Origin of the sequence: Candidatus Pelagibacter sp. Uisw_130 (genome assembly GCF_047722505.1) — a bacterium.
Lineage (GTDB): Bacteria > Pseudomonadota > Alphaproteobacteria > Pelagibacterales > Pelagibacteraceae > Pelagibacter.
This window is the reverse complement of sequence record NZ_CP159814.1, coordinates 560,272-579,675: the sequence shown is the minus strand read 5'-3', so window position 1 is coordinate 579,675 and position 19,404 is coordinate 560,272. Positions and strand designations below refer to the sequence as shown.

The following is a 19,404-nucleotide window of genomic DNA, read 5'->3' as shown; positions in this document are numbered from 1 at the left end:
TTATGTGGTCGTATTATTATTTAATACGGCCATATACATCTTGAAACCTTACAATATCACTTTCTTTTAATATTGATCCAACTTGAGCTTCAATAATCTTAACAGGTTTATTACCAGGATTTTCAATTCTATGAATTGCCTCTAAAGGAATGAATATATGATCGTTTTGTTTTTTAAAAAAACTATCTTTATTAAGTGTAATTTTAGGTTTTCCTTGAGTTACTAGCCAATGTTCTGATCTGTGATGATGTTTTTGTAAACTTAATATACCCTTAGGTTTTACAAATAGTTCTTTAATTAAAAAACCTTTACCTTCAAATAAATTAACGTACCTCCCCCAAGGTCGGTAATAAACATTCTTTTTCTTGTAATATTTATTTTTATTTTTATCATACATTTTTAAGATCTCTTTCCAGCTGCCAAGATCTGACCATGGGATATCTAATTTAATAGCATTGATTTGTTTAGTTTTTTCTAAAATTGCATAATCAAAAGACTTTGCTGTAGCCTTTTCAAATGAAGCTTTATTTAAGTAATAAGTGTTATTTTTAAGTTTGGCTTTTGAAACAGCATTAACACAATTTTTATATATAGTAGGTTGGTATTTTTTAAAGTTATTTATTATTGAGTCTTTTCTTAAAAAAAACATTCCAGAATTCCAATAACCTTTTTGTTTAATCACTTGTTTAGCTTTAGCTTCCTTAGGTTTTTCAATAAATTTAGTGACTTTATTAATATTTCCTTTAACTTTTTTTGTTAAAAAATAACCATATTCACTTGACGGAGATGTTGGTTTAATACCAAAGATAAATATATTTTGATCTGTTAAGTTGGTTTTATTCTTATTAATAGCTTTATTAAAAATGTTTGCTTTTTCTATTAAGTGGTCTGCTGCAAAAAACATTAAGGGTTGTTCATTTGGAATGTCTTTAATTAATGCTGATGCAAGAATTGCTGGTGCTGTATTTCTTTTAGATGGCTCTAAAACAATTTTATATTTACTTATCTTATGTTTCTTAAGGTGTTTTTTTACTTCTTTTAGATATTTAAGATTTGTACTTATGATCGGTGCATCAAAAGTTGAAGATTTAACTCTATCAAGGGTTTTTCCTAATAAAGTCCAATTACCAAAATCAATAAATTGTTTTGCTTGATGATTTTTAGAATTAGGCCAAAGTCTAGTTCCTGCTCCGCCACATAATATAACGGGTCTAATTTTCATTAAATATCAGCGTAAACTTTTACTTCTTTTCTTTTACCAGGATGTGTTGGTGCACCTAAATAAGCAGGACCTACTGTTTGAGCATACTTCCAAATAGTACCAGATCCAAAGCTTGATTTTTTTGCTTTCCACTTCTTATGTCTTGTGGCTAATTGTGATTTAGTTAATCTAACGTTAATGGTTCCTTTTTTTGCATCTATATCAATTACATCTCCATTACGTAAAAGGGCTAAAGGGCCGCCTAAAGCCGCCTCAGGGCCAACATGACCCACACAAAAACCTCTAGTAGCACCAGAAAACCTTCCATCAGTAATTAGGGCAACCTTCTCACCCATACCTTGACCATAAATAGCACCTGTAGTTGATAGCATTTCTCTCATACCAGGACCACCAACTGGTCCTTCATAACGAATAATAATTACATCACCTTCTTTATATTTTTTCTTTTGCACACAAGCCATTGCAGCTTCTTCATTATCAAAACATCTAGCTTTACCAGTAAATTGTAATTTCTTTAAACCAGCAATCTTAACAATTCCACCATCAGGAGCTAAATTACCTTTAAGACCAACAACACCGCCATCTGGTGATAAAGGATTATCATAAGCTCTTAAAACTTTTTGCTTAGGGTTAAATCTAATATTTTTTAAATTTTGTTTCATTGTTTTTCCAGTAACTGTCATGCAATCACCATGAATAAAACCACCATCAAAAAGAGTTTTTAATAACATAGGAACTCCGCCAGCTAACCACATATCTTTAGCAACATATTTTCCACCTGGTTTTAAATCAGCAAGGTATGGAGTTTTTTTAAAAATTTTAGCTACATCCATTAAATCAAACTTAATTCCAATTTCATTAGCAATAGCTGGTAAGTGCAAAGCAGCATTCGTTGATCCACCAGTTGCAGCTACAATTGTTGCAGCATTTTCTAAAGATTTTTTTGTGACAATATCTCTTGGGCGAATATTTTTTTCTAATAAATTCATTACAGTCTTTCCACTTAATAAAGCATATTTATCACGTTCTTCGTATGGAGCAGGTGTTCCAGCTGAATATGGTAAGGCTAAACCGATAGCTTCAGAAACGCAGGCCATAGTATTTGCAGTAAATTGCCCACCACATGCACCAGCACTTGGACATGCAACAAGTTCTAATTTTCTTAATTCTTTTGCAGACATTTGTCCTGCTGAATGTTTTCCAACTGCTTCAAAAACATCAACAACAGTTACATCTTTACCTTTGTATTGACCGGGAAGTATTGAGCCACCATAAATAAATACACTTGGAACATTTAATCTAACCATTGCCATCATTAAGGCAGGTAAAGATTTATCACAGCCAGCAATACCAACTAGTGCATCATAACAATGACCACGTACAGTAAGTTCAGTTGAGTCAGCGATTACTTCACGAGAAATTAAAGATGACTTCATTCCTTCATGACCCATTGCAATACCATCGGTCACAGTTATTGTGCAAAATTCTCTAGGGGTTCCACCTGAAGCTCTAACACCTTTTTTAACAGATTGAGCTTGTCTCATTAAGGCAATATTACAAGGAGCAGCTTCATTCCAAGTTGAAACAACACCAACAAATGGTTTTGCTACATCTTTTTCAGTTTCACCCATCGCATAATAAAAAGATCTGTGTGGAGCTCTATCAGCACCTAATGAAGTATGTCTGCTTGGTAATTTTTTTTTGTTAAATTTTGCCATTATATACCTTTTATAGTTATTGATATTCTCTCAACATCATTTTTTAAATTATTATAATTATTTTTTTCCTGATCAACAATATCTTTTGGCGCTCTATCAACAAAGTCTTTATTTGCTAATCTATGTGATATCTTGTCCATTTCCTCTTGGTATTTATTTTGTCTTGTAGTTAAGTTTTTTTTAATTAATTCTAAATCAACATCTTCATCAAAATATACTTTAAATAGATCTCCAGAAACTACAAGAGTAGCAGCTGGTTTTTCTAAATCTTTATTATGTAAGTTTTTGATACGACCAAGTTTTTTTAGAATAACTTCATTTTCAGTAAAAAAAGATTGTTCTTTTTTACTAACACTCTCTACTGAAATATCTATAAATGAGCCAGGGCCTACACTTAATTCATTTTTAAATGATCTTAATTCAGAAACTATACTAATAATTTTTTCAACTTGATTAGTGGATATGTCCTTTTCAGGTTCCCCTGAAGGCCAATTAGCTAACATTAAGAAATCTTTACCTGACTTATCAAACTTATTATTTAGCCAAATTTCTTCTGTAACAAATGGAATAAACGGGTGTAATAATATTAATATTTGTTTAAATATATAAGCTGATACCTGTCTTACTTCATCTTTTGATTTTTCATCTTCTGAAAATAGTATTGTTTTAGATAGCTCTAAGTACCAATCACAATAAGAGTGCCAAGTAAATTGATACGCATTTTTTGCAGCTTCATCAAACCTATAATCTTTCAAGTTTTTTTCAATTTTATTTTTAGTTTCTATTAGTTCAGAATAAATCCATTTATTAATATTAATTGATAGATTTGGTTTTTCTTCAATTTTAGAAAAATCACAATCATTGGTAATTAAAAAATTGTTTGCATTCCATAATTTATTCAAAAAATTTCTATACCCTTTAACTCTATCTTCAGAAAGTTTTACATCGGTTCCAGGTGATGCCATTGAAAGTAAAGTAAATCTTAAAGCATCTGCACTATATTTTTCAATTAAATCTAAAGGATTAATTACGTTTCCCTTAGATTTTGACATTTTTTGTCCCTTCTCATCTTTAACAAGTGCATGAACATAAATATCTTTAAAAGGTTCTTTGTCTAAAAACTCCATTCCAAACATAATCATACGTGCTACCCAAAAAAATATAATGTCAAACCCAGTTACAAGTACTGATGTTGGGTAAAATTTATCAATATATTCTTTATTGTCAGGCCACCCTAATGTAGCAAAAGGCCATAGACCTGATGAAAACCAAGTATCTAATACATCTGGATCTCGAATTAAATCTACTTCTTTGTTGTAAAAATTTTTAGCTTCAGCTTTTGCTTCATCTTCATTTATTGCAACAAAGATCTTTTTATCTGGACCATACCATGCTGGTATTTGATGTCCCCACCAAAGCTGTCTTGAGATACACCATGGCTCTATATTGTTCATCCACTGAAAGTAAGTCTTTGACCAATTTGCAGGAAAGAAATTAGTTTTTTTAGAGTTAACTATATCTTTAGCTTTAATTGATAATTTTTTTGCATCTACAAACCATTGTTCTGTTAAAAAAGGTTCAATTATTGAATTAGATCTATCCCCATAAGGAACTTTATTCTTTATATTTTCTTCCTTAACAAAAAAATCTTTTTCTTTAAGTTCTTTTAAAACTCTTTTTCTAGCTTCAAATCTATCAAGTCCAATATATTCTTTGGGAGCATTATCGTTTACTTTACCTCCTTCAGTAAAGATATTTATAATTTCTAAATTATTTCTCTGTCCAACCTCATAGTCATTAAAATCATGGGCAGGTGTTATTTTTAAAGCACCAGTTCCCATTTCTGGATCAGCATAATCATCTTCAATAATTTTTATTTTTCTTGCAACAATTGGAACTGTAACAAATTTACCAACTAAATGTTTAAATCGATCATCTTTTGAATTTACAGCAATTGCAGTATCACCCAACATAGTCTCAGGTCTAGTTGTAGCTATTGTTATAAAATCACTAGAACCTTCTATGGGATATTGAATATAATAAATCTTAGAATTAACCTCTCTTTGATCTACTTCTAAATCTGATATTGCAGTTTTTAAAACTGTATCCCAATTAACTAATTTTTTATCTTTATAAATTAAACCTTTTTTGTGAAGTTCTACAAAAACTTTTAAAACTGATTTTGAAAGATTTTCATCCATTGTAAAAGCATTTCTCGACCAATCACAAGAGCAACCCAATTTTTTAAGTTGATTTAAGATGATATCACCATGCTCTTTCTTCCATTCCCAAACTTTTTCTATAAATTTTTCCCTTCCAATTTCATTTTTATCAATACCTTCAGCAGATAATTTTTTTTCAACTAAAGCCTGTGTAGCAATACCAGCATGGTCTGTTCCTGGTTGCCATAAGGTTTCATAATTATTCATACGGTGATATCTAACCAAAAGATCTTGAATTGAATTATTCAAAGCGTGCCCCATGTGAAGACTACCTGTTACATTGGGTGGAGGTATAACTACTGAAAATTTTTTCTTATTTTTTGTGGGTTTGAATAAATTATTTTTTTCCCAATAAGAATAAATCTTATCTTCAACGTCTGTATGTATGTATTTGTCGTTACTCATAGATGATTATAAGTTTATAATTTAATAATATGAATTAACAATAATCATTTTGAAGGCTTATTTGGTAGACTAATTTTATAAATTTAATATATAAAAGGCACTCTATTTGTTTTAAATTGAGATGAGAGGGCAACGTGGCGGAATGGTTACGCAGAGGATTGCAAATCCTTGTATCCCAGTTCGATTCTGGGCGTTGCCTCCAAAAAAAATCTTGTGTTACTCTTAAAAAAAAGTAAGTTGTGTTTTTGATATTCCTCGGTAGCTCAGTTGGTAGAGCAGTTGACTGTTAATCAATTGGTCGCAGGTTCGAGTCCTGCCCGAGGAGCCAAATAAATTATCTTATCTATTTCCTAAATTTTATCTAAAGAAAATTTTTTAAATTATCAGAATACTTATTCAAAATATTTAAACTATATTGAGGTCCTAAACTAAGATTTGTACTAACCTACTTTTGAAATTCCAATATTTGAAGTTTGTAATGATTTACTAAACTTTAGTTTTTGATCATTATTAAGCTCGGAATATAATTTAACTAAAAAATTATAATTTACATTCATATGACCTTCTTGTGATCTTTCCAGGTTTATTAAATATTCTGAAAAATCTTCAAAAAAATAATTTACTGGAACTTTTAAATAATTCGCTAATTGAAGAAGGCGTATTGAGCTAACACCATTAGTTCCTTTTTCATATTTTTGAATTTGTTGAAATGTAACATTAATTGCTTTTGCAACTTTTGTTTGTGTAAGACCTAAAGCTAATCTTCTTAGCTTTAATTTATTACCTAAATGCTTATTAAAATTATCTTCCATTAAGACCCCTCTTAAAGTTTGTTTAAAAAACCTATTCAACTAATTTTTTGTTGTTACTGCAATAGAAAAGTTTTTTATTTTAAACAATTAGGGACGAAATTGTAAATTGTGTCAAGCAATTATAAGTGATTACAGAAAATAAAATTGTTGAGGGTTATAGCTAAAAATGCTTATAAAATTTGGCTTAAGAAAAGTTTGGTACGATCACTTTTAGGATTAGCAAAGAAGTCCTTTGTTGTAGCCTTTTCAACAATCATTCCTTCATCCATAAAAATCATTTGGTCAGCTACTTCTTTTGCAAAGCCCATTTCATGCGTTACAACGATCATAGTCATACCTTGTTTTGCTAAATTAACCATAACATCCAGTACTTCTTTAATCATTTCAGGGTCTAATGCTGATGTAGGTTCATCAAATAACATAATTTTAGGTTCCATACAAAGTGCTCTTGCAATAGCAACTCTTTGTTGTTGTCCACCTGATAACTGACCTGGGAATTTTTGAGCTTGATCTAAAATTTGAACTCTTTCAAGATGTTCTAACGCTAATTTTTCTGCTTCTTTTTTAGGCATTTTTTTAACCCAAATTGGAGCTAACGTACAATTATCTAAAATAGATAAATGAGGGAATAAATTAAATTGCTGGAAAACCATTCCAACTTCAGCTCTAACTTGTTCTATATTTTTTGTATCTTCTGAAATTTCAGTGCCATCAACAATGATTGATCCTTTTTGATGCTCTTCCAATCTATTAATACATCTAATTAATGTCGATTTTCCAGATCCAGATGGTCCACAAACAACAATTTTTTCTTTAGGTTTAACCTCAAGGTTAATTTCTTTTAATACTTGAAAATCACCAAACCACTTATTTACATTTTGAATTTGAATAATTGAATCTGACATAATTTATCTATCTGTTTTATATTTTAATTCTAATTTTTGACTATATTTACTCATACTATAACAAATAATCCAGAATATTATTCCAGCAAATACATAACCTTCCATTGAAAACCCTAACCATTTTGGATTTGTTTTTGCTAAATTTAACATACCGACTACCTCTAATAAACCTACTACAAAAATTAATGGTGTATCTTTTACAAGTGCTAAAAATGTATTTGCAATTCCTGGAATTACTAATTTTAAAGCTTGTGGAAGAATAACAAAAATATGAAGTTTCCAATAGCCCATGCCAAGTGACTTAGCAGCATCATACTGACCTCTTGGAAGTGCTTGTAATCCTCCCCTTATAACTTCAGCTGTATAAGCCGCTTCAAATAAAGTAATCGCTACAACAACTCTAATTAGTTTATCAACATATGTTCCATCTGGTAAAAACATTGGAAACATTACTGCTGACATAAATAAAACTGTAATTAAAGGAACGCCTCTCCAAAATTCTATGAATGAAAGAGATGAATATTTAACAATAGGTAAATCAGATCTTCTTCCAAGTGCTAACATCATACCTATTGGAAAACAGAAAATTAAAGAAAAAAATGCAACAATAAAAGTTAAAGATAAACCACCCCACGCACCTGTTTCAACCCATTCTAGTCCAAAAGAACCACCTGAAATCAAAAAGTAGATTAAGATAAAAGATATAATTGGCAGTATAAGAGTGTAATAAAGAGAAAGATAATTTCTAAATTTAGCAGGTGTAAAAAATCCAGCTGCCATAAAACCTAATACAGCAATAAAAGTTACATTAATTCTCCACTGCTCAGCATTAGGATACATTCCATACATAAACCTATTAAACCAAACTTTAATGTAAACCCAACAAGCACCACCACCAGTGCATGCTTCTTTAGTATCACCAGCTATATTAGCATCAAAAATAAACCAATTTAATAATGGAGGAAGAGCGAATATTATAAGAAAAATAATACACAAACTTAAAGCAGCATTGAAATTACTTGGATTAATATTTTTATTAAGACTATCTAGGATTTTAATCCCCGAAAATTCAATTCTGATAAAATGAAGTCCAATTACTCCAAAGATTAAGGGAGTAAAAAAGTTTATAAACCTAGGTAAGAAAGAGGTAATATTTGTATCTAAAAAATTATTTAAACAAAAATCAAAAATACCTAAGAAAAAAAATAAAATTCCTATAATCAAAGAAGTATTTCTACTTAATTGGATTTTAGATTTTGGTAAATCAAAATTTTTTGAATTCATTATTTTTCCTTTATCGCTATTCTTTGGTTGTACCAATTCATTAAAAATGAAATTGCGATACTAATAGTTAAATATGTGGCCATTGTAATACCAACAATTTCAATTGCTTTTCCTGTTTGCATCATTGCAGTACCCGCAAAAACTAAAACTAGATCTGGGTAAGCAATAGCAGCAGCTAAAGAAGAATTTTTAGTTAGATTCAAATACTGATTAGTTGTTGGTGGTATAATTATTCTTAATGCTTGAGGCATAATTACTAATTTCAAAACTTGGCTTGGTGTTAAACCTATTGATGCAGCAGCTTCTTTTTGCCCCTTACCTATACCCTGAATACCTGCCCTAACATTTTCTGCAATAAATGTTGCTGTATAAAGAGTTAATGCTAAAGTTAATGCAATTAGCTCTGGTGGTATACCCATACCCCCATCAAATGTGTAAGAAGATTGAGACATTTTTCTTAATTCGGGAAAACTAAAAGATAGGTCAACTCCACCTATTAAAAATGTTAAAAGCGGTAGTCCTATAAAAATAAGTATTGAAATTATTAAAACTGGTAACTGCTTACCTTCTTGTTCTTGTTTTTTTTTTGCAAATTTTGCAAAAAAGAAAACTAAAATCATTGCAATTATTAAAGTTGTAAAAAAAACATCAAAATTTGTCCAAATTGGAGCTGGTGTAAAAAAACCCTTTATTGTCATGAAAGATGATCCCAATATCATTGTAGCATCCTGAGGCATTGGCAGTGCTCTAAGAGCAGCAAAATACCAAAAGAAAATCTGTAATAGCAATGGAACATTTCTAAAAAATTCTATGTAAAAAGAGGCAGTTTTTCTAATTAAATAATTAGGTGATAATCTAGCTACACCAACAACAAGGCCCAAAAATGTGGCTAGAATAATTCCAATAAAAGCAACGAGTAGAGTGTTTAATAGTCCAACAAGATATGCTCTAGCGTACGAGTCTGAACCATCATAATCAATTAAAGAAAATTGTATATCAAATGAAGCTTCTTGAGTTAAAAAACCAAAACCAAATTCAATACCTCTTGTATCCATGTTCTCTTGCGCATTCATGGTAAAAAAACCAAATATTAAAATTATAAATAATAATGTTAATAACTGAGGTAAGATTTTTTTTAATTTCATTTGGATTTTATTATAAAAAAAGGGCTAGATAAATCTAGCCCTTTATATGTTTTATTAGATAATAATTATCTTGCTGGTGGTACGTATAGTAATCCACCTTTAGTCCAAATTTGGTTTGGACCCCTGTCAGGCAAAATACCAGTATCAGCGATATTTCTCTTGTAGCTTTCTCCGTAATTACCAACTTGTTTGATAATTCTTAAGCTCCAATCGTTATCTAAACCAAATGCTGCACCTAATTCACCTTCAGAACCAACAAGTCTTTTAATTTGTGGGTTTTCAGAAGTTTTCATCATGTCAGCGTTTGCAGAGTTAATACCGTACTCTTCAGCTTCGATCATTACGTTTAGTGACCATCTTACGATGTCTTCCCAAACTGCATCACCTTGACGTACTACTGGTCCTAGAGGCTCTTTAGAAATAGTCTCTGGTAACACTACGTGATCATCAGGGTTAGTCATTTTTGTTCTTTGTGCTGCTAGACCAGATTTATCAGTTGTGTAAGTATCACATCTGCCTGAGTCATAAGCTGCAACAACTTCATCAGCTTTTTCGAAAGCAACTGGCTCATAAGAAATTCCTTTTGAATTAAAGAAGTCTCTCATGTTTAGTTCAGTTGTAGTTCCGATGTTAGTACATGCTGAAATTCCATTTTTGAATTGGCTCGTAGAAGTAATTCCTGAGTCTTTTCTTACCATGAAACCTTGGCCATCATAGAAGTTAACTCCAACGAATGTTAAACCAATGTCAGCATCTCTAGAAAGTGTCCAAGTTGTGTTTCTTGATAAGATATCAATCTCACCAGAAGTTAGAGCTGTGAATCTTTCTTTAGCACTTAGTGGAGTGAACTTAACTTTATTCGCATCACCTAATACTGCAGCAGCAACTGCTCTACATACATCAACGTCTACACCAGTCCAATTTCCAGCAGCGTCAGCATTTGAAAATCCCGGTAGACCTTGAGATACACCGCATCTTACAAAACCCTTTTTCTGAGTGTTCTTAAGAGTTTTTGATTTACCTTTTGACTGTTTTCCACCTTGTTGATCGCAAGCGACAACAAAAAGCATAGAAGCAGCAGCTAAAACGGCAAATAATTGTTTTGAGTATTTAAACATATTTTATTCCTCTGTTTTATTTATTTATTTGTTAACAAATAATTCAAAAAGATTTGAATTAAGTTAAGTGTTTATCATTTTATAAAGATGAGCAAAGTAAAATTGGCTTTATTAGAAGCATTCTACCTACATGTAGTGTAGCACTAAAGGCTGGATGTTATATCTAGTAATGGTGCGCTCTGGTGGACTCGAACCACCGACCCTCGGTTTAGAAAACCGATGCTCTATCCAGCTGAGCTAAGAGCGCCAATTAATACAAATGTATTTATAGTAGGAATTTAATTTTTAAAAAGAAATTTTTTACAAATAATCAATAAAGTTAGAAGCTCAAGTCTACCAACAATCATAAAGAAAATTAGATAATATTTCGTCATAAAATGTAGGTCATAAAAGCTAAAATCACTTAAACCAAACATTGAAGAATTTACAGTATTCATTATGGTTAAAATTGAGAGTTTAAAAGAGCTTTCAAAATCAATTCCACTTAGAGTTAATAAAAAAGTTAAGACAAATAAAGAAATCATAAAAACTATTACAGATAGAAAATATTTATAAATTTCTTCTAACTTAAATGAATCTTTTGAAAATAAGTGTTTGTTTGTGTAAATATTTTTTGGCCTGCTGTAAGAAAGAATTTCATTAATTGAATATTTGAATAAAGAATAAATTTTTAAAAATCTAATTCCAGAACTTGTAGAAAAAAAAGAACCACCAATAATAACCAGTATTAAAAAAATAAAAGATAAATTGTTAGGAGAATTATTTAGGGAAAATCCTATATTGGATATACTGCTAGTTAAAGATAGAAATAATTCGCTAAAATTATTTTCAAAATTTAAAAATACAAAAAAAATAATCAATAAAAATAAGAAATAAAATAACAAATGTATATCTTCATTAAAGAAATTAAGGTTATGATTTTTTGTAAAGATTAAATTATAAATCAAAAAAATGCTAAAAAAAGAAGACAGTAATAAAATTGATGTAATTATTATTTGAGAGTTATCAATCAAGATATTAGACAAATTATTTGATGGTAAAAAACCACCTGAAGAAATTATAGTCATAGCTAAATTAAGAGAATTAAACAACCTAATATCAAAAAGACTTAAAATTATAAAAATTGAAAGTGTAATTAATGAATAAAATAAGAATATTTTCAATGCTTGTTTGAAAGTTTCAGCTTTATTAAATGATATAAAGTTAGTCAAAGATTTTTTAAAACTATGATCAAATATGTCAATTAAAAGTATTATAGAAAATAAAAAATAAAGACCTCCTATCCATTGAGATGAAGATCTCCACAATATTAAACTTTGATCAATATGATTGATATTATCAAAAATAGTAAAGCCAGTTGAGGTAAATCCAGAAATTGACTCAAAGAAAGCGTTAACAAAAGTTAAATTATAAATACTAAAATAAAAAGGTATTGAAATAACCAGTGGTAATAAAATATAGCCAAGAAGTATTGTTAATATTTTATCATATATTGTTATTTTTTTTTCATTATTATTTTTTGTATAATAAAATAGTACAGTTAAAAAAATAGAAACTATAAACGTATATATGTAAGTATTTAAATTTAGATAGAGATTTAAATAGTAAGAATAAGTGATATTAAAAAATGCTAAAATTGAAACTATTCCAAAAAAAACACTCAAATAAATGAGTTTAAAGTATTTCATTAGATTAAATAGAGCTTATACGAAACATGTTTTCTACAACATGTAAAAATTCTTTTTTAGCCAAAAGAACAACAATATCCTGTTTTTTAAATACAAAATTTGATCTAGGAATAACAACTTCATCACCTCTTAAAATTGCACCAATTCTTATTTCATCTGGTAAGTTTGAATTTTTTAATTCCTTGTTCACCAACTCTGAGGTTTCAATAATTTCTGCTTCAATAATTTCATACTCACCATTTAAAATACTATAAGCATTTTCAATAGTACCTTTATGAATATGTTTTAAGATGCTTGATACAGTATTCATTCTAGGATCAATAAAATCATCAATTTTTAAAGAAGTTTGTAAAAGAGAGTAATTAGGCTTATTAATTAAAGCCATAGTTCTTTTGTCACTTAACTCGTCATTATCTTTGGCAAATTTTTCAACCAATACACTTACCATTAAATTATCTTCATCATCATTTGTTAGAGCCAAAACAGTTTGAACCTCTTCTAAATTTGCTTCTAGTAAAACCTCCTCATCAAGAGCATCACCATTTATAACGATTGTGTTATTTAATTGGCTTGCAATAAGCTCTGCTCTTTCTTTGTCTTTTTCAATAATTTTAACTCTAGCAGAGTCAAAACTTTCTTCTAAATTTTTTGCTAAGTTAAAGCCTATGTTTCCGCCTCCAATAATAAGGATCTTATTAGAAATTTTTTCTGTGTGACCAAAAGCTGTTAAAGTTTCGTTCATCTGCGAGGCATTAGTCACAACATAAGCTTTGTCATCTTTGAGCATTAGATCAGTTTTTTTTAGTAAAACAAATTTTTCATCCCTAATTACACCCATTATATTCGAATTTAATTTTGGAAACTTTTTTGTAAGCTCATTAAGCTTGATATCTTTTATTGGACAATTGGCATCTATCAAAATTTCAAGTAATCTAATTTTATTATTTGCAAAAGGAACGTTATCAAGTGAGCCAGGAGCTTCTAATTTTCTTTGAAGAGATTTTGCTATCTCTATTTCAGGTGAAATAATAACATCTATCGGTAGATTTTCTTTATTGTAAACTTTGGTAAATTTAGGATTTAAATAATCTTGTGATCTGATCCTTGCTATTTTTTTTTGAACGTTAAATATTGAAAATGCTATTTGACATATCAACATGTTAATTTCATCATTACGTGTTACTGCAATAATCATGTCAGCATCAGTTGCGTTTGCTTTTTCTAAAATAGAGGGGTAAGTGCCTTTGCCCACAATAGACTTAACGTCGAGTGTGTCATTTATCTTTTGTATATCCTCACTTGATTGATCTATTACAGTTATAGAGTGTCCTTGTTCACTTAAAATCTTTGCGATAGTAAAGCCTACTCTACCAGCACCACAAATTATAATATTCATTTAATTTAATTCCTTGATCCCTAAAACTTTAAGCTTTCTATGTAAGGCAGATCTTTCCATTCCTATAAAGTCAGCAGTTTTTGATATATTGCCATTAAATTTTTTCAATTGTGTAGTTAAATACTCCTTTTCAAAATTTTCTCTAGCTTCTTTTAATGGTATAGATAAAGAGTTTTCTGATGGTACATTTTTAATATCAGGCGTTTTTAGGGATTCTTTAATAATATTTGAAATTTTATCAGCACTATCAGGTGAAAGTATTGCAATCCTCTCTATTAGATTTCTTAATTCTCTAACATTACCTGGCCAATCATAATTGAGTAGATATTTATTATTTGTATCAATGCTTAATTTTTTTAAATTATAACTTGTTGAGATTTTTTCAGAGAAATATTCAACTAATAAAGATATATCTGAAACTCTTTCTTTTAGAGGGTCAATGTTGATTTCTAAAACATTTAGCCGATGATATAAATCCTCTCTAAAATTACCATTTTCTATTTCTTTTTTTATATCTTTGTTGGATGAACATATAATTCTTACATCTACATTAATATCATGACTGCCATTGATCCTTCTAAATTTTTGATCGATTAAAACTCTTAAAATTTTAGATTGGGTTTCAAGTGGGATTTCAGAAATTTCATCGATCAAAAGAATGCCCTTTGATGATTTCTCTAAAGCACCATAGGTTATAGAGCCATTTACTTTTTCTTCACCAAATAATTCTAATTCATATTTTTTTATATCAAGTAATGCACCATTCAGAATAATAAAAGGGCCCCTTTGTCTTTTAGATTCTTTATGTATTTTTCTTGCAATCAATTCTTTTCCAGAGCCAGTAGGACCATTAATAAAAATTCGACTTTCAGAAACTGAAATTTTATTGATTTGTTCTTTTATATTTTTTATATTGTCACTAATTCCAATTAACTCATAAGAAAAAAAAAGTTTACTTTCAAATTCTTTGTTCTTATTTTTAAGGTTTATATTTTCAACGGCTCTATTAACAAAATTTAATAATCTTTCTTGATTAAAAGGTTTTTCAATAAATTCGAAAGCACCAGCTTTTAAAGCTTTAATAGCCATTTCTACGTTTGCATGTCCTGTAATTATTATAACTGGAATATTTTTGTCCTTAATTTTAATATGTGATAAAAGCTCTAGACCATCATTGTCACCTTTGTCTAATTTAACATCTATAATTGCAACATCCGGAAGTTTTTTGTCAATCTCGTTTAAAGCTTGATTGTAGTTCGCAGCCAATCTTGTTTTGTAACCAGCTTCAATTATTAGATCATTAATTATATTTCTAATATCTACATTATCATCAATAATTAATATTTCGGTACTCATTATTTTATAAATATAATTTCTATCTTTGCTCCACTTTCTAATGAAACAAAATTTATTTTTCCATTATGATCGTTTATAATTTTATTAACAATAGATAAACCTAAGCCGGTACCTTTTATCTTTGTTGTAAAATAAGGATTTAGAATGTCTTTTATATTGTTTTCAAATATTCCAAATCCTAATCCGTTATCAATAATTATAAAGTTAATTAATTCTTCACTCTCATTTATGTAAATATCAATTTTTCCAATCAAATTAGCATTATCAATTTGCTTATCCTGTATACTTTCAATAGAGTTTTTAATCAAATTGAAGAAAACTCTACTTAATTGTTCACTATCGGAGTTTAAGAGAATATCTGATTTACTTGATTTAAAATCAATTATAATTTTATTATCCAATTCATTTATTAATTTAATATTATCATTTATCAAAGAAACTAAGTTGTTATCTTTAAGAATTGGTTTTGGCATTCTCGCAAAATCAGAAAATTCATTAACTAGATTTTCAATTTGTTTAATTTGTTTACCAATAATCAACAAGCTTTTTGAAAAATCATCTTTTTCATGATCTGCTATTTTTTCTGAGTACTTGCTCTTTAACTTATCAATAGTTAATTGAATGGGTGTGAGTGGATTTTTAATTTCATGAGCTAATTTTCTAGCTAAATTTTCCCAAGCTTCATGTCTTTCTTTAATTATAAGCTTCTCTTGTTGAGATCTTAATTTGTCTATCATTAAATTAAAATTTTGATTTAACACTTCTATGTCTTTATCAGTTTTAATTTCTGGTACTTTAATATCTAGATTACCCTTTCCAATATTGGAAGATGCAATAATCAAATTATTAATAGACCTAAAAAATCTTGATGAAAATCTTATAGCTATTGATATGGATAAAAATAATAACAATGAGACTATGACAAGATAAATAAATACAAATGATATCTTAATCCCAGTTTGCTTATTTAAAACTGTGTAATAAAAATTTAGTGCTTCTTGAGATTCTAATAAATATTGAGAAATTTTTTTATCTAAATATTTGACTATATACAAATACTTTCCGTCAAAATTTTCAAGTTTTATGATTGATGCTGTTTGATTTTTAAAAGCATTAATAATTTTAAGTGGCCTTTTATCATTTTGAACCATTTCTAAAGCATCACTTAAAGGTGGTGTATACAAAGTGTTATCTTCTAATGTTGACAGATATAAATTTCCATTACCATCAATAATATGAACCTCATCCATATCTCTAATTAATTTTTGAGTATTTAGAAAACTTTTAAATTGATTAATATTTGTGTTTAAAAAATTGATACTTTTGTTTAAATCAAATGCTATTAAAATTATCTCTGATTGTGTTTTTGTTCTAACTTCTTCAGTATAGCTTCTCGCAATTTCATAAGAGTTATTAACTGCTGTTGTAATTTTCTTATCCAAATATTTATCAAGAGCAAAAGAAAGAAGAAATAATGAAAATAAAGAAATTAAAATTGAGGGAATTAAAGTAAATAATGCAAAAAATGTTATATATTTTCTATTGGCTTTAGAACCACTTACGTCAACATCTATCTTTAAGGAATTTCTTACTTCTGAAAATATCATAAAGAAAAGAAGTATTAACAGAGCAATATTTCCAATTAATAAAATCTGGAGATTATTATCAGATAGTTTTAAAAAGCTTTTATCAATAAATGTTAAAAAAGTTATAAAACCTGTGAATAAAGTGATTAAAAATATTACAATGATGAATATATTTTTTTTAATAAAATCAATCATAGTGGACAAAATAATGTGTTATATATTTTTATCATGAATAGTTGTTTTATAATACTTGCTGGTGGCGAAAGTAAAAGATTTAATTCAAATATTCCAAAACCGTACACAAATTATAGAGGTAAACCTTTATTATTACATTCAATAGATAAAGCTAAAGTTTTTAATAAATTTAATAAAATTGTTCTTGTAGTAAATAAAAAACATAAAAATTATATCAAGAAACTTAATATCAAAAACATCAAAATTATCACAGGTGGTAAAACAAGAGCGGAATCAGCCTATAATGCCTTAAGAAGTATTAAAAAAAATAATTTTAAAAATATAATAATTCATGATGCTGCAAGACCGAATTTTTCTCTAAAACTTTTAAAGAAATTAATGGATGGATTAAAAACAAATGACTGTGTAATTCCTGCAATCAAAACTGCAGATTCAGTTAAACAAAAAATTTCAAAAATTGTTAAAAATTTAAAACGTGAAAATATTTACTTAATCCAAACACCTCAAGCTTTTAACTATAAAAAACTTTATTCACTTCAAAATAATAAAAGTAGCGAGGTTACTGATGATGCAAACTTGTTTGTAAGGGCTGGTAAAAAAATAAAAATTATAAAAGGTGAAACTACTAATAATAAAATTACAGTAAACTCAGATATTAAGTTTAACAATTTAATTAAATTTGGACTAGGTTTCGATGTTCATAGGTTGGTACCTAATAAAAAACTTTATTTAGGTGGAATTAAAATACCCTCACCAATTGGTACATTAGGTCATTCAGATGGAGATCCCGTTTTACATGCTGTAACAGATGCTATACTTGGAGCTTGTTCTATGGGTGATATTGGTGAAAAATTCTCAGATAAGAATAAGAAATTTAGAAATATTAGATCTACAATTCTATTAAGTAAAATAATTAAGCAAACTGTAAAAAAAGGCTACCTAGTCAATAATCTTGATATAAATATCATTACTCAAAAACCTAAAATTCAAAAATATAAAAAACAAATATTAAACTGTATTGCAAAAATTTGTAATATCTCCCCTACTCAAATTAATATAAAAGGTAAAACAACTGAAAAGTTAGGTGTAATTGGTAAAGAAAAAGCTATAGCTTGTGAAGTGATAGCCTCAGTTATTAAAAATGATTAAATCTTTCAACTCATTATTAGTTACTATGTTTGGTCTTGGTAAAGTTAAATATATGCCTGGAACATTTGGGTCATTAGCGACTGTAATTATTCTTTATTATCTATTCCACACTCTAAATATTTCACCCAATATAATTTTATTTGGATTGATAATAATATTTATTTACTCATTTTACGCCGTTTCAAGTCATATAGAAAATAATGAGAATAAAGATCCTGGTGAAATTATTATTGATGAATTTTTAGGTCAATCGATACCCATATATCTTTATGAGATATCTCATGGAACAACAAAAGATGCAGATGAAGCTATTGTTTATTATGCTCTATTTTTTATTCTTTTTAGATATTTTGATATCATGAAACCATTTCCTGTAAACTTTTTTGATAAAAACTTTAAGAATAGTTTTGGTGTAATTATGGATGATATTTGTGCTGGATTTTATGTTGTGCTATCACTTGTGTGTTTCATGATTATTAAAAGTTATGTTTTATAATGAAAAATTTAGCTAATAAGGTTGTAAAAAAATTAATTAAAAAGAAACTTAAAGTTTCATTTGCAGAATCCTGCACGGGTGGTCTTTTATCTAGCTCAATAACTTCAATAAGTGGTTCTTCTAAGGTATTTAATTTAGGTCTAATTACTTATTCAAATAAAGCAAAAGTTAACCTTCTTAAGGTGCCTAATAAAATAATAGAAAAATATGGTGCTGTAAGCGAAGAATGTTGTTTATCAATGGTTAAAAATTTAAGTAAAATTAGTAAAGCAAATATATCTATATCAATTACAGGTATTGCTGGACCAAATGGTGGCACAAAATTAAAGCCAGTCGGTTTAGTTTATATTGGTGTTAAAAAGGGAAACAAAATAATAGCTAAGAAAAATCTGTTTAAAAATAAAAATAGAATATCTATACAAAAAATTACAGTTAGCACTGCACTTAATATAATCGATAATATTATCTAATTTTTTGCCCAACTTATATTATTCCAAATTCTTTCGTGAAAATAATATAAAAAAATTTTAGCTATAGCTTCGATGCTACCTATGGAAACACCTATTAATAAGTCACCTGTTAATGCCCATGCAATAATAAAAGTTGTTAAACTAGCAGTAACACGCCATGTTAATGTTTTTGCAATTGTTCTTTTTTGTAAGTCTGCAGACATAAACTACCTTTATGTACATATGATCATTAAATGA

The 19,404-nt window shown here is 28.5% G+C and carries 16 protein-coding genes and 3 tRNA genes; 5 read left to right on the top strand and 14 right to left on the bottom strand.

Annotated elements, in window-relative coordinates; genetic code table 11:
• Positions 1–16 precede the first annotated feature (16 nt).
• From ABXT55_RS03060 to ABXT55_RS03050, 3 genes are read right to left on the bottom strand one after another with little or no spacing between them, the layout of a single operon-like run.
• The gene (locus tag ABXT55_RS03060) at positions 17–1,222 is read right to left on the bottom strand and encodes a sugar phosphate nucleotidyltransferase (protein ID WP_415285286.1); all 1,206 of its coding nucleotides are present in this window, start codon (positions 1,220–1,222) and stop codon (positions 17–19) included.
• Positions 1,222–2,940, bottom strand: a complete 1,719-nt coding sequence (ilvD, locus tag ABXT55_RS03055; protein ID WP_415285285.1) for a dihydroxy-acid dehydratase — start codon at positions 2,938–2,940, stop codon at positions 1,222–1,224. The genes ABXT55_RS03060 and ilvD overlap by 1 nt, the downstream gene beginning before the upstream one ends.
• Complete coding sequence (locus tag ABXT55_RS03050; RefSeq protein ID WP_415285284.1) at positions 2,940–5,567, bottom strand: valine--tRNA ligase; 2,628 nt, start codon at positions 5,565–5,567, stop codon at positions 2,940–2,942. Before ABXT55_RS03050 ends, ilvD begins: the two co-directional genes overlap by 1 nt.
• Before the next feature lie 128 nt (positions 5,568–5,695).
• Between ABXT55_RS03050 and ABXT55_RS03045 the strand changes: the two genes are divergently transcribed.
• Both ABXT55_RS03045 and ABXT55_RS03040 read left to right on the top strand, forming a co-directional pair.
• Positions 5,696–5,769 (top strand) — tRNA-Cys (locus ABXT55_RS03045).
• A gap of 50 nt (positions 5,770–5,819) precedes the next feature.
• Positions 5,820–5,895, top strand: a tRNA-Asn gene (locus ABXT55_RS03040).
• A gap of 112 nt (positions 5,896–6,007) precedes the next feature.
• Here ABXT55_RS03040 and ABXT55_RS03035 read toward each other — a convergent pair.
• From ABXT55_RS03035 to ABXT55_RS02990, 10 genes are all read right to left on the bottom strand, one after another.
• Positions 6,008–6,379, bottom strand: a complete 372-nt coding sequence (locus tag ABXT55_RS03035; protein ID WP_415285283.1) for a helix-turn-helix domain-containing protein — start codon at positions 6,377–6,379, stop codon at positions 6,008–6,010.
• Between the two features lie 170 nt (positions 6,380–6,549).
• Positions 6,550–7,284, bottom strand: a complete 735-nt coding sequence (locus tag ABXT55_RS03030; protein ID WP_006996961.1) for an amino acid ABC transporter ATP-binding protein — start codon at positions 7,282–7,284, stop codon at positions 6,550–6,552.
• 3 nt (positions 7,285–7,287) lie between these two features.
• Positions 7,288–8,568 (bottom strand): amino acid ABC transporter permease, encoded by a 1,281-nt coding sequence (locus ABXT55_RS03025; RefSeq protein WP_415285282.1) that lies wholly within the window; start codon positions 8,566–8,568, stop codon positions 7,288–7,290.
• Positions 8,568–9,713: an amino acid ABC transporter permease gene (locus ABXT55_RS03020; RefSeq protein ID WP_415285281.1), complete on the bottom strand. Its 1,146-nt coding sequence runs from the start codon at positions 9,711–9,713 to the stop codon at positions 8,568–8,570. The genes ABXT55_RS03025 and ABXT55_RS03020 overlap by 1 nt, the downstream gene beginning before the upstream one ends.
• 65 nt (positions 9,714–9,778) lie before the next feature.
• Positions 9,779–10,831, bottom strand: a complete 1,053-nt coding sequence (locus tag ABXT55_RS03015; RefSeq protein WP_415285280.1) for an amino acid ABC transporter substrate-binding protein — start codon at positions 10,829–10,831, stop codon at positions 9,779–9,781.
• A 170-nt stretch (positions 10,832–11,001) separates the two neighbouring features.
• A tRNA-Arg gene (locus tag ABXT55_RS03010) sits at positions 11,002–11,078 on the bottom strand.
• Between the two features lie 31 nt (positions 11,079–11,109).
• Positions 11,110–12,519: a TrkH family potassium uptake protein gene (locus ABXT55_RS03005; RefSeq protein ID WP_415285279.1), complete on the bottom strand. Its 1,410-nt coding sequence runs from the start codon at positions 12,517–12,519 to the stop codon at positions 11,110–11,112.
• Between the two features lie 4 nt (positions 12,520–12,523).
• Complete coding sequence (trkA, locus tag ABXT55_RS03000; protein WP_415285277.1) at positions 12,524–13,915, bottom strand: Trk system potassium transporter TrkA; 1,392 nt, start codon at positions 13,913–13,915, stop codon at positions 12,524–12,526.
• A complete protein-coding gene (locus ABXT55_RS02995; RefSeq protein WP_415285276.1) occupies positions 13,916–15,271 on the bottom strand; it encodes a sigma-54-dependent transcriptional regulator in 1,356 nt (451 codons plus the stop codon).
• Entirely contained in the window at positions 15,271–17,052 is a 1,782-nt protein-coding gene (locus ABXT55_RS02990; protein WP_415285275.1) for an ATP-binding protein, read from the bottom strand. The genes ABXT55_RS02995 and ABXT55_RS02990 overlap by 1 nt, the downstream gene beginning before the upstream one ends.
• Before the next feature lie 33 nt (positions 17,053–17,085).
• On the opposite strand from ABXT55_RS02990, the gene ispD reads away from it, so the two are divergent.
• Genes ispD through ABXT55_RS02975 form a run of 3 tightly spaced genes read left to right on the top strand, consistent with a single transcriptional unit; the run spans position 17,086 to position 19,167 of the window.
• Complete coding sequence (gene ispD, locus ABXT55_RS02985; protein ID WP_415285274.1) at positions 17,086–18,201, top strand: 2-C-methyl-D-erythritol 4-phosphate cytidylyltransferase; 1,116 nt, start codon at positions 17,086–17,088, stop codon at positions 18,199–18,201.
• Positions 18,194–18,697 (top strand): phosphatidylglycerophosphatase A, encoded by a 504-nt coding sequence (locus ABXT55_RS02980; RefSeq protein WP_415285273.1) that lies wholly within the window; start codon positions 18,194–18,196, stop codon positions 18,695–18,697. The genes ispD and ABXT55_RS02980 overlap by 8 nt, the downstream gene beginning before the upstream one ends.
• A complete protein-coding gene (locus ABXT55_RS02975) occupies positions 18,697–19,167 on the top strand; it encodes a CinA family protein (protein ID WP_415285272.1) in 471 nt (156 codons plus the stop codon). Before ABXT55_RS02980 ends, ABXT55_RS02975 begins: the two co-directional genes overlap by 1 nt.
• Here the strand turns inward: ABXT55_RS02975 and ABXT55_RS02970 are convergent.
• On the bottom strand, positions 19,164–19,370 hold the full coding sequence (locus tag ABXT55_RS02970; RefSeq protein ID WP_415285271.1) for a DUF2061 domain-containing protein: 207 nt from the start codon (positions 19,368–19,370) through the stop codon (positions 19,164–19,166). The genes ABXT55_RS02975 and ABXT55_RS02970 overlap by 4 nt on opposite strands.
• Positions 19,371–19,404 lie beyond the last annotated feature (34 nt).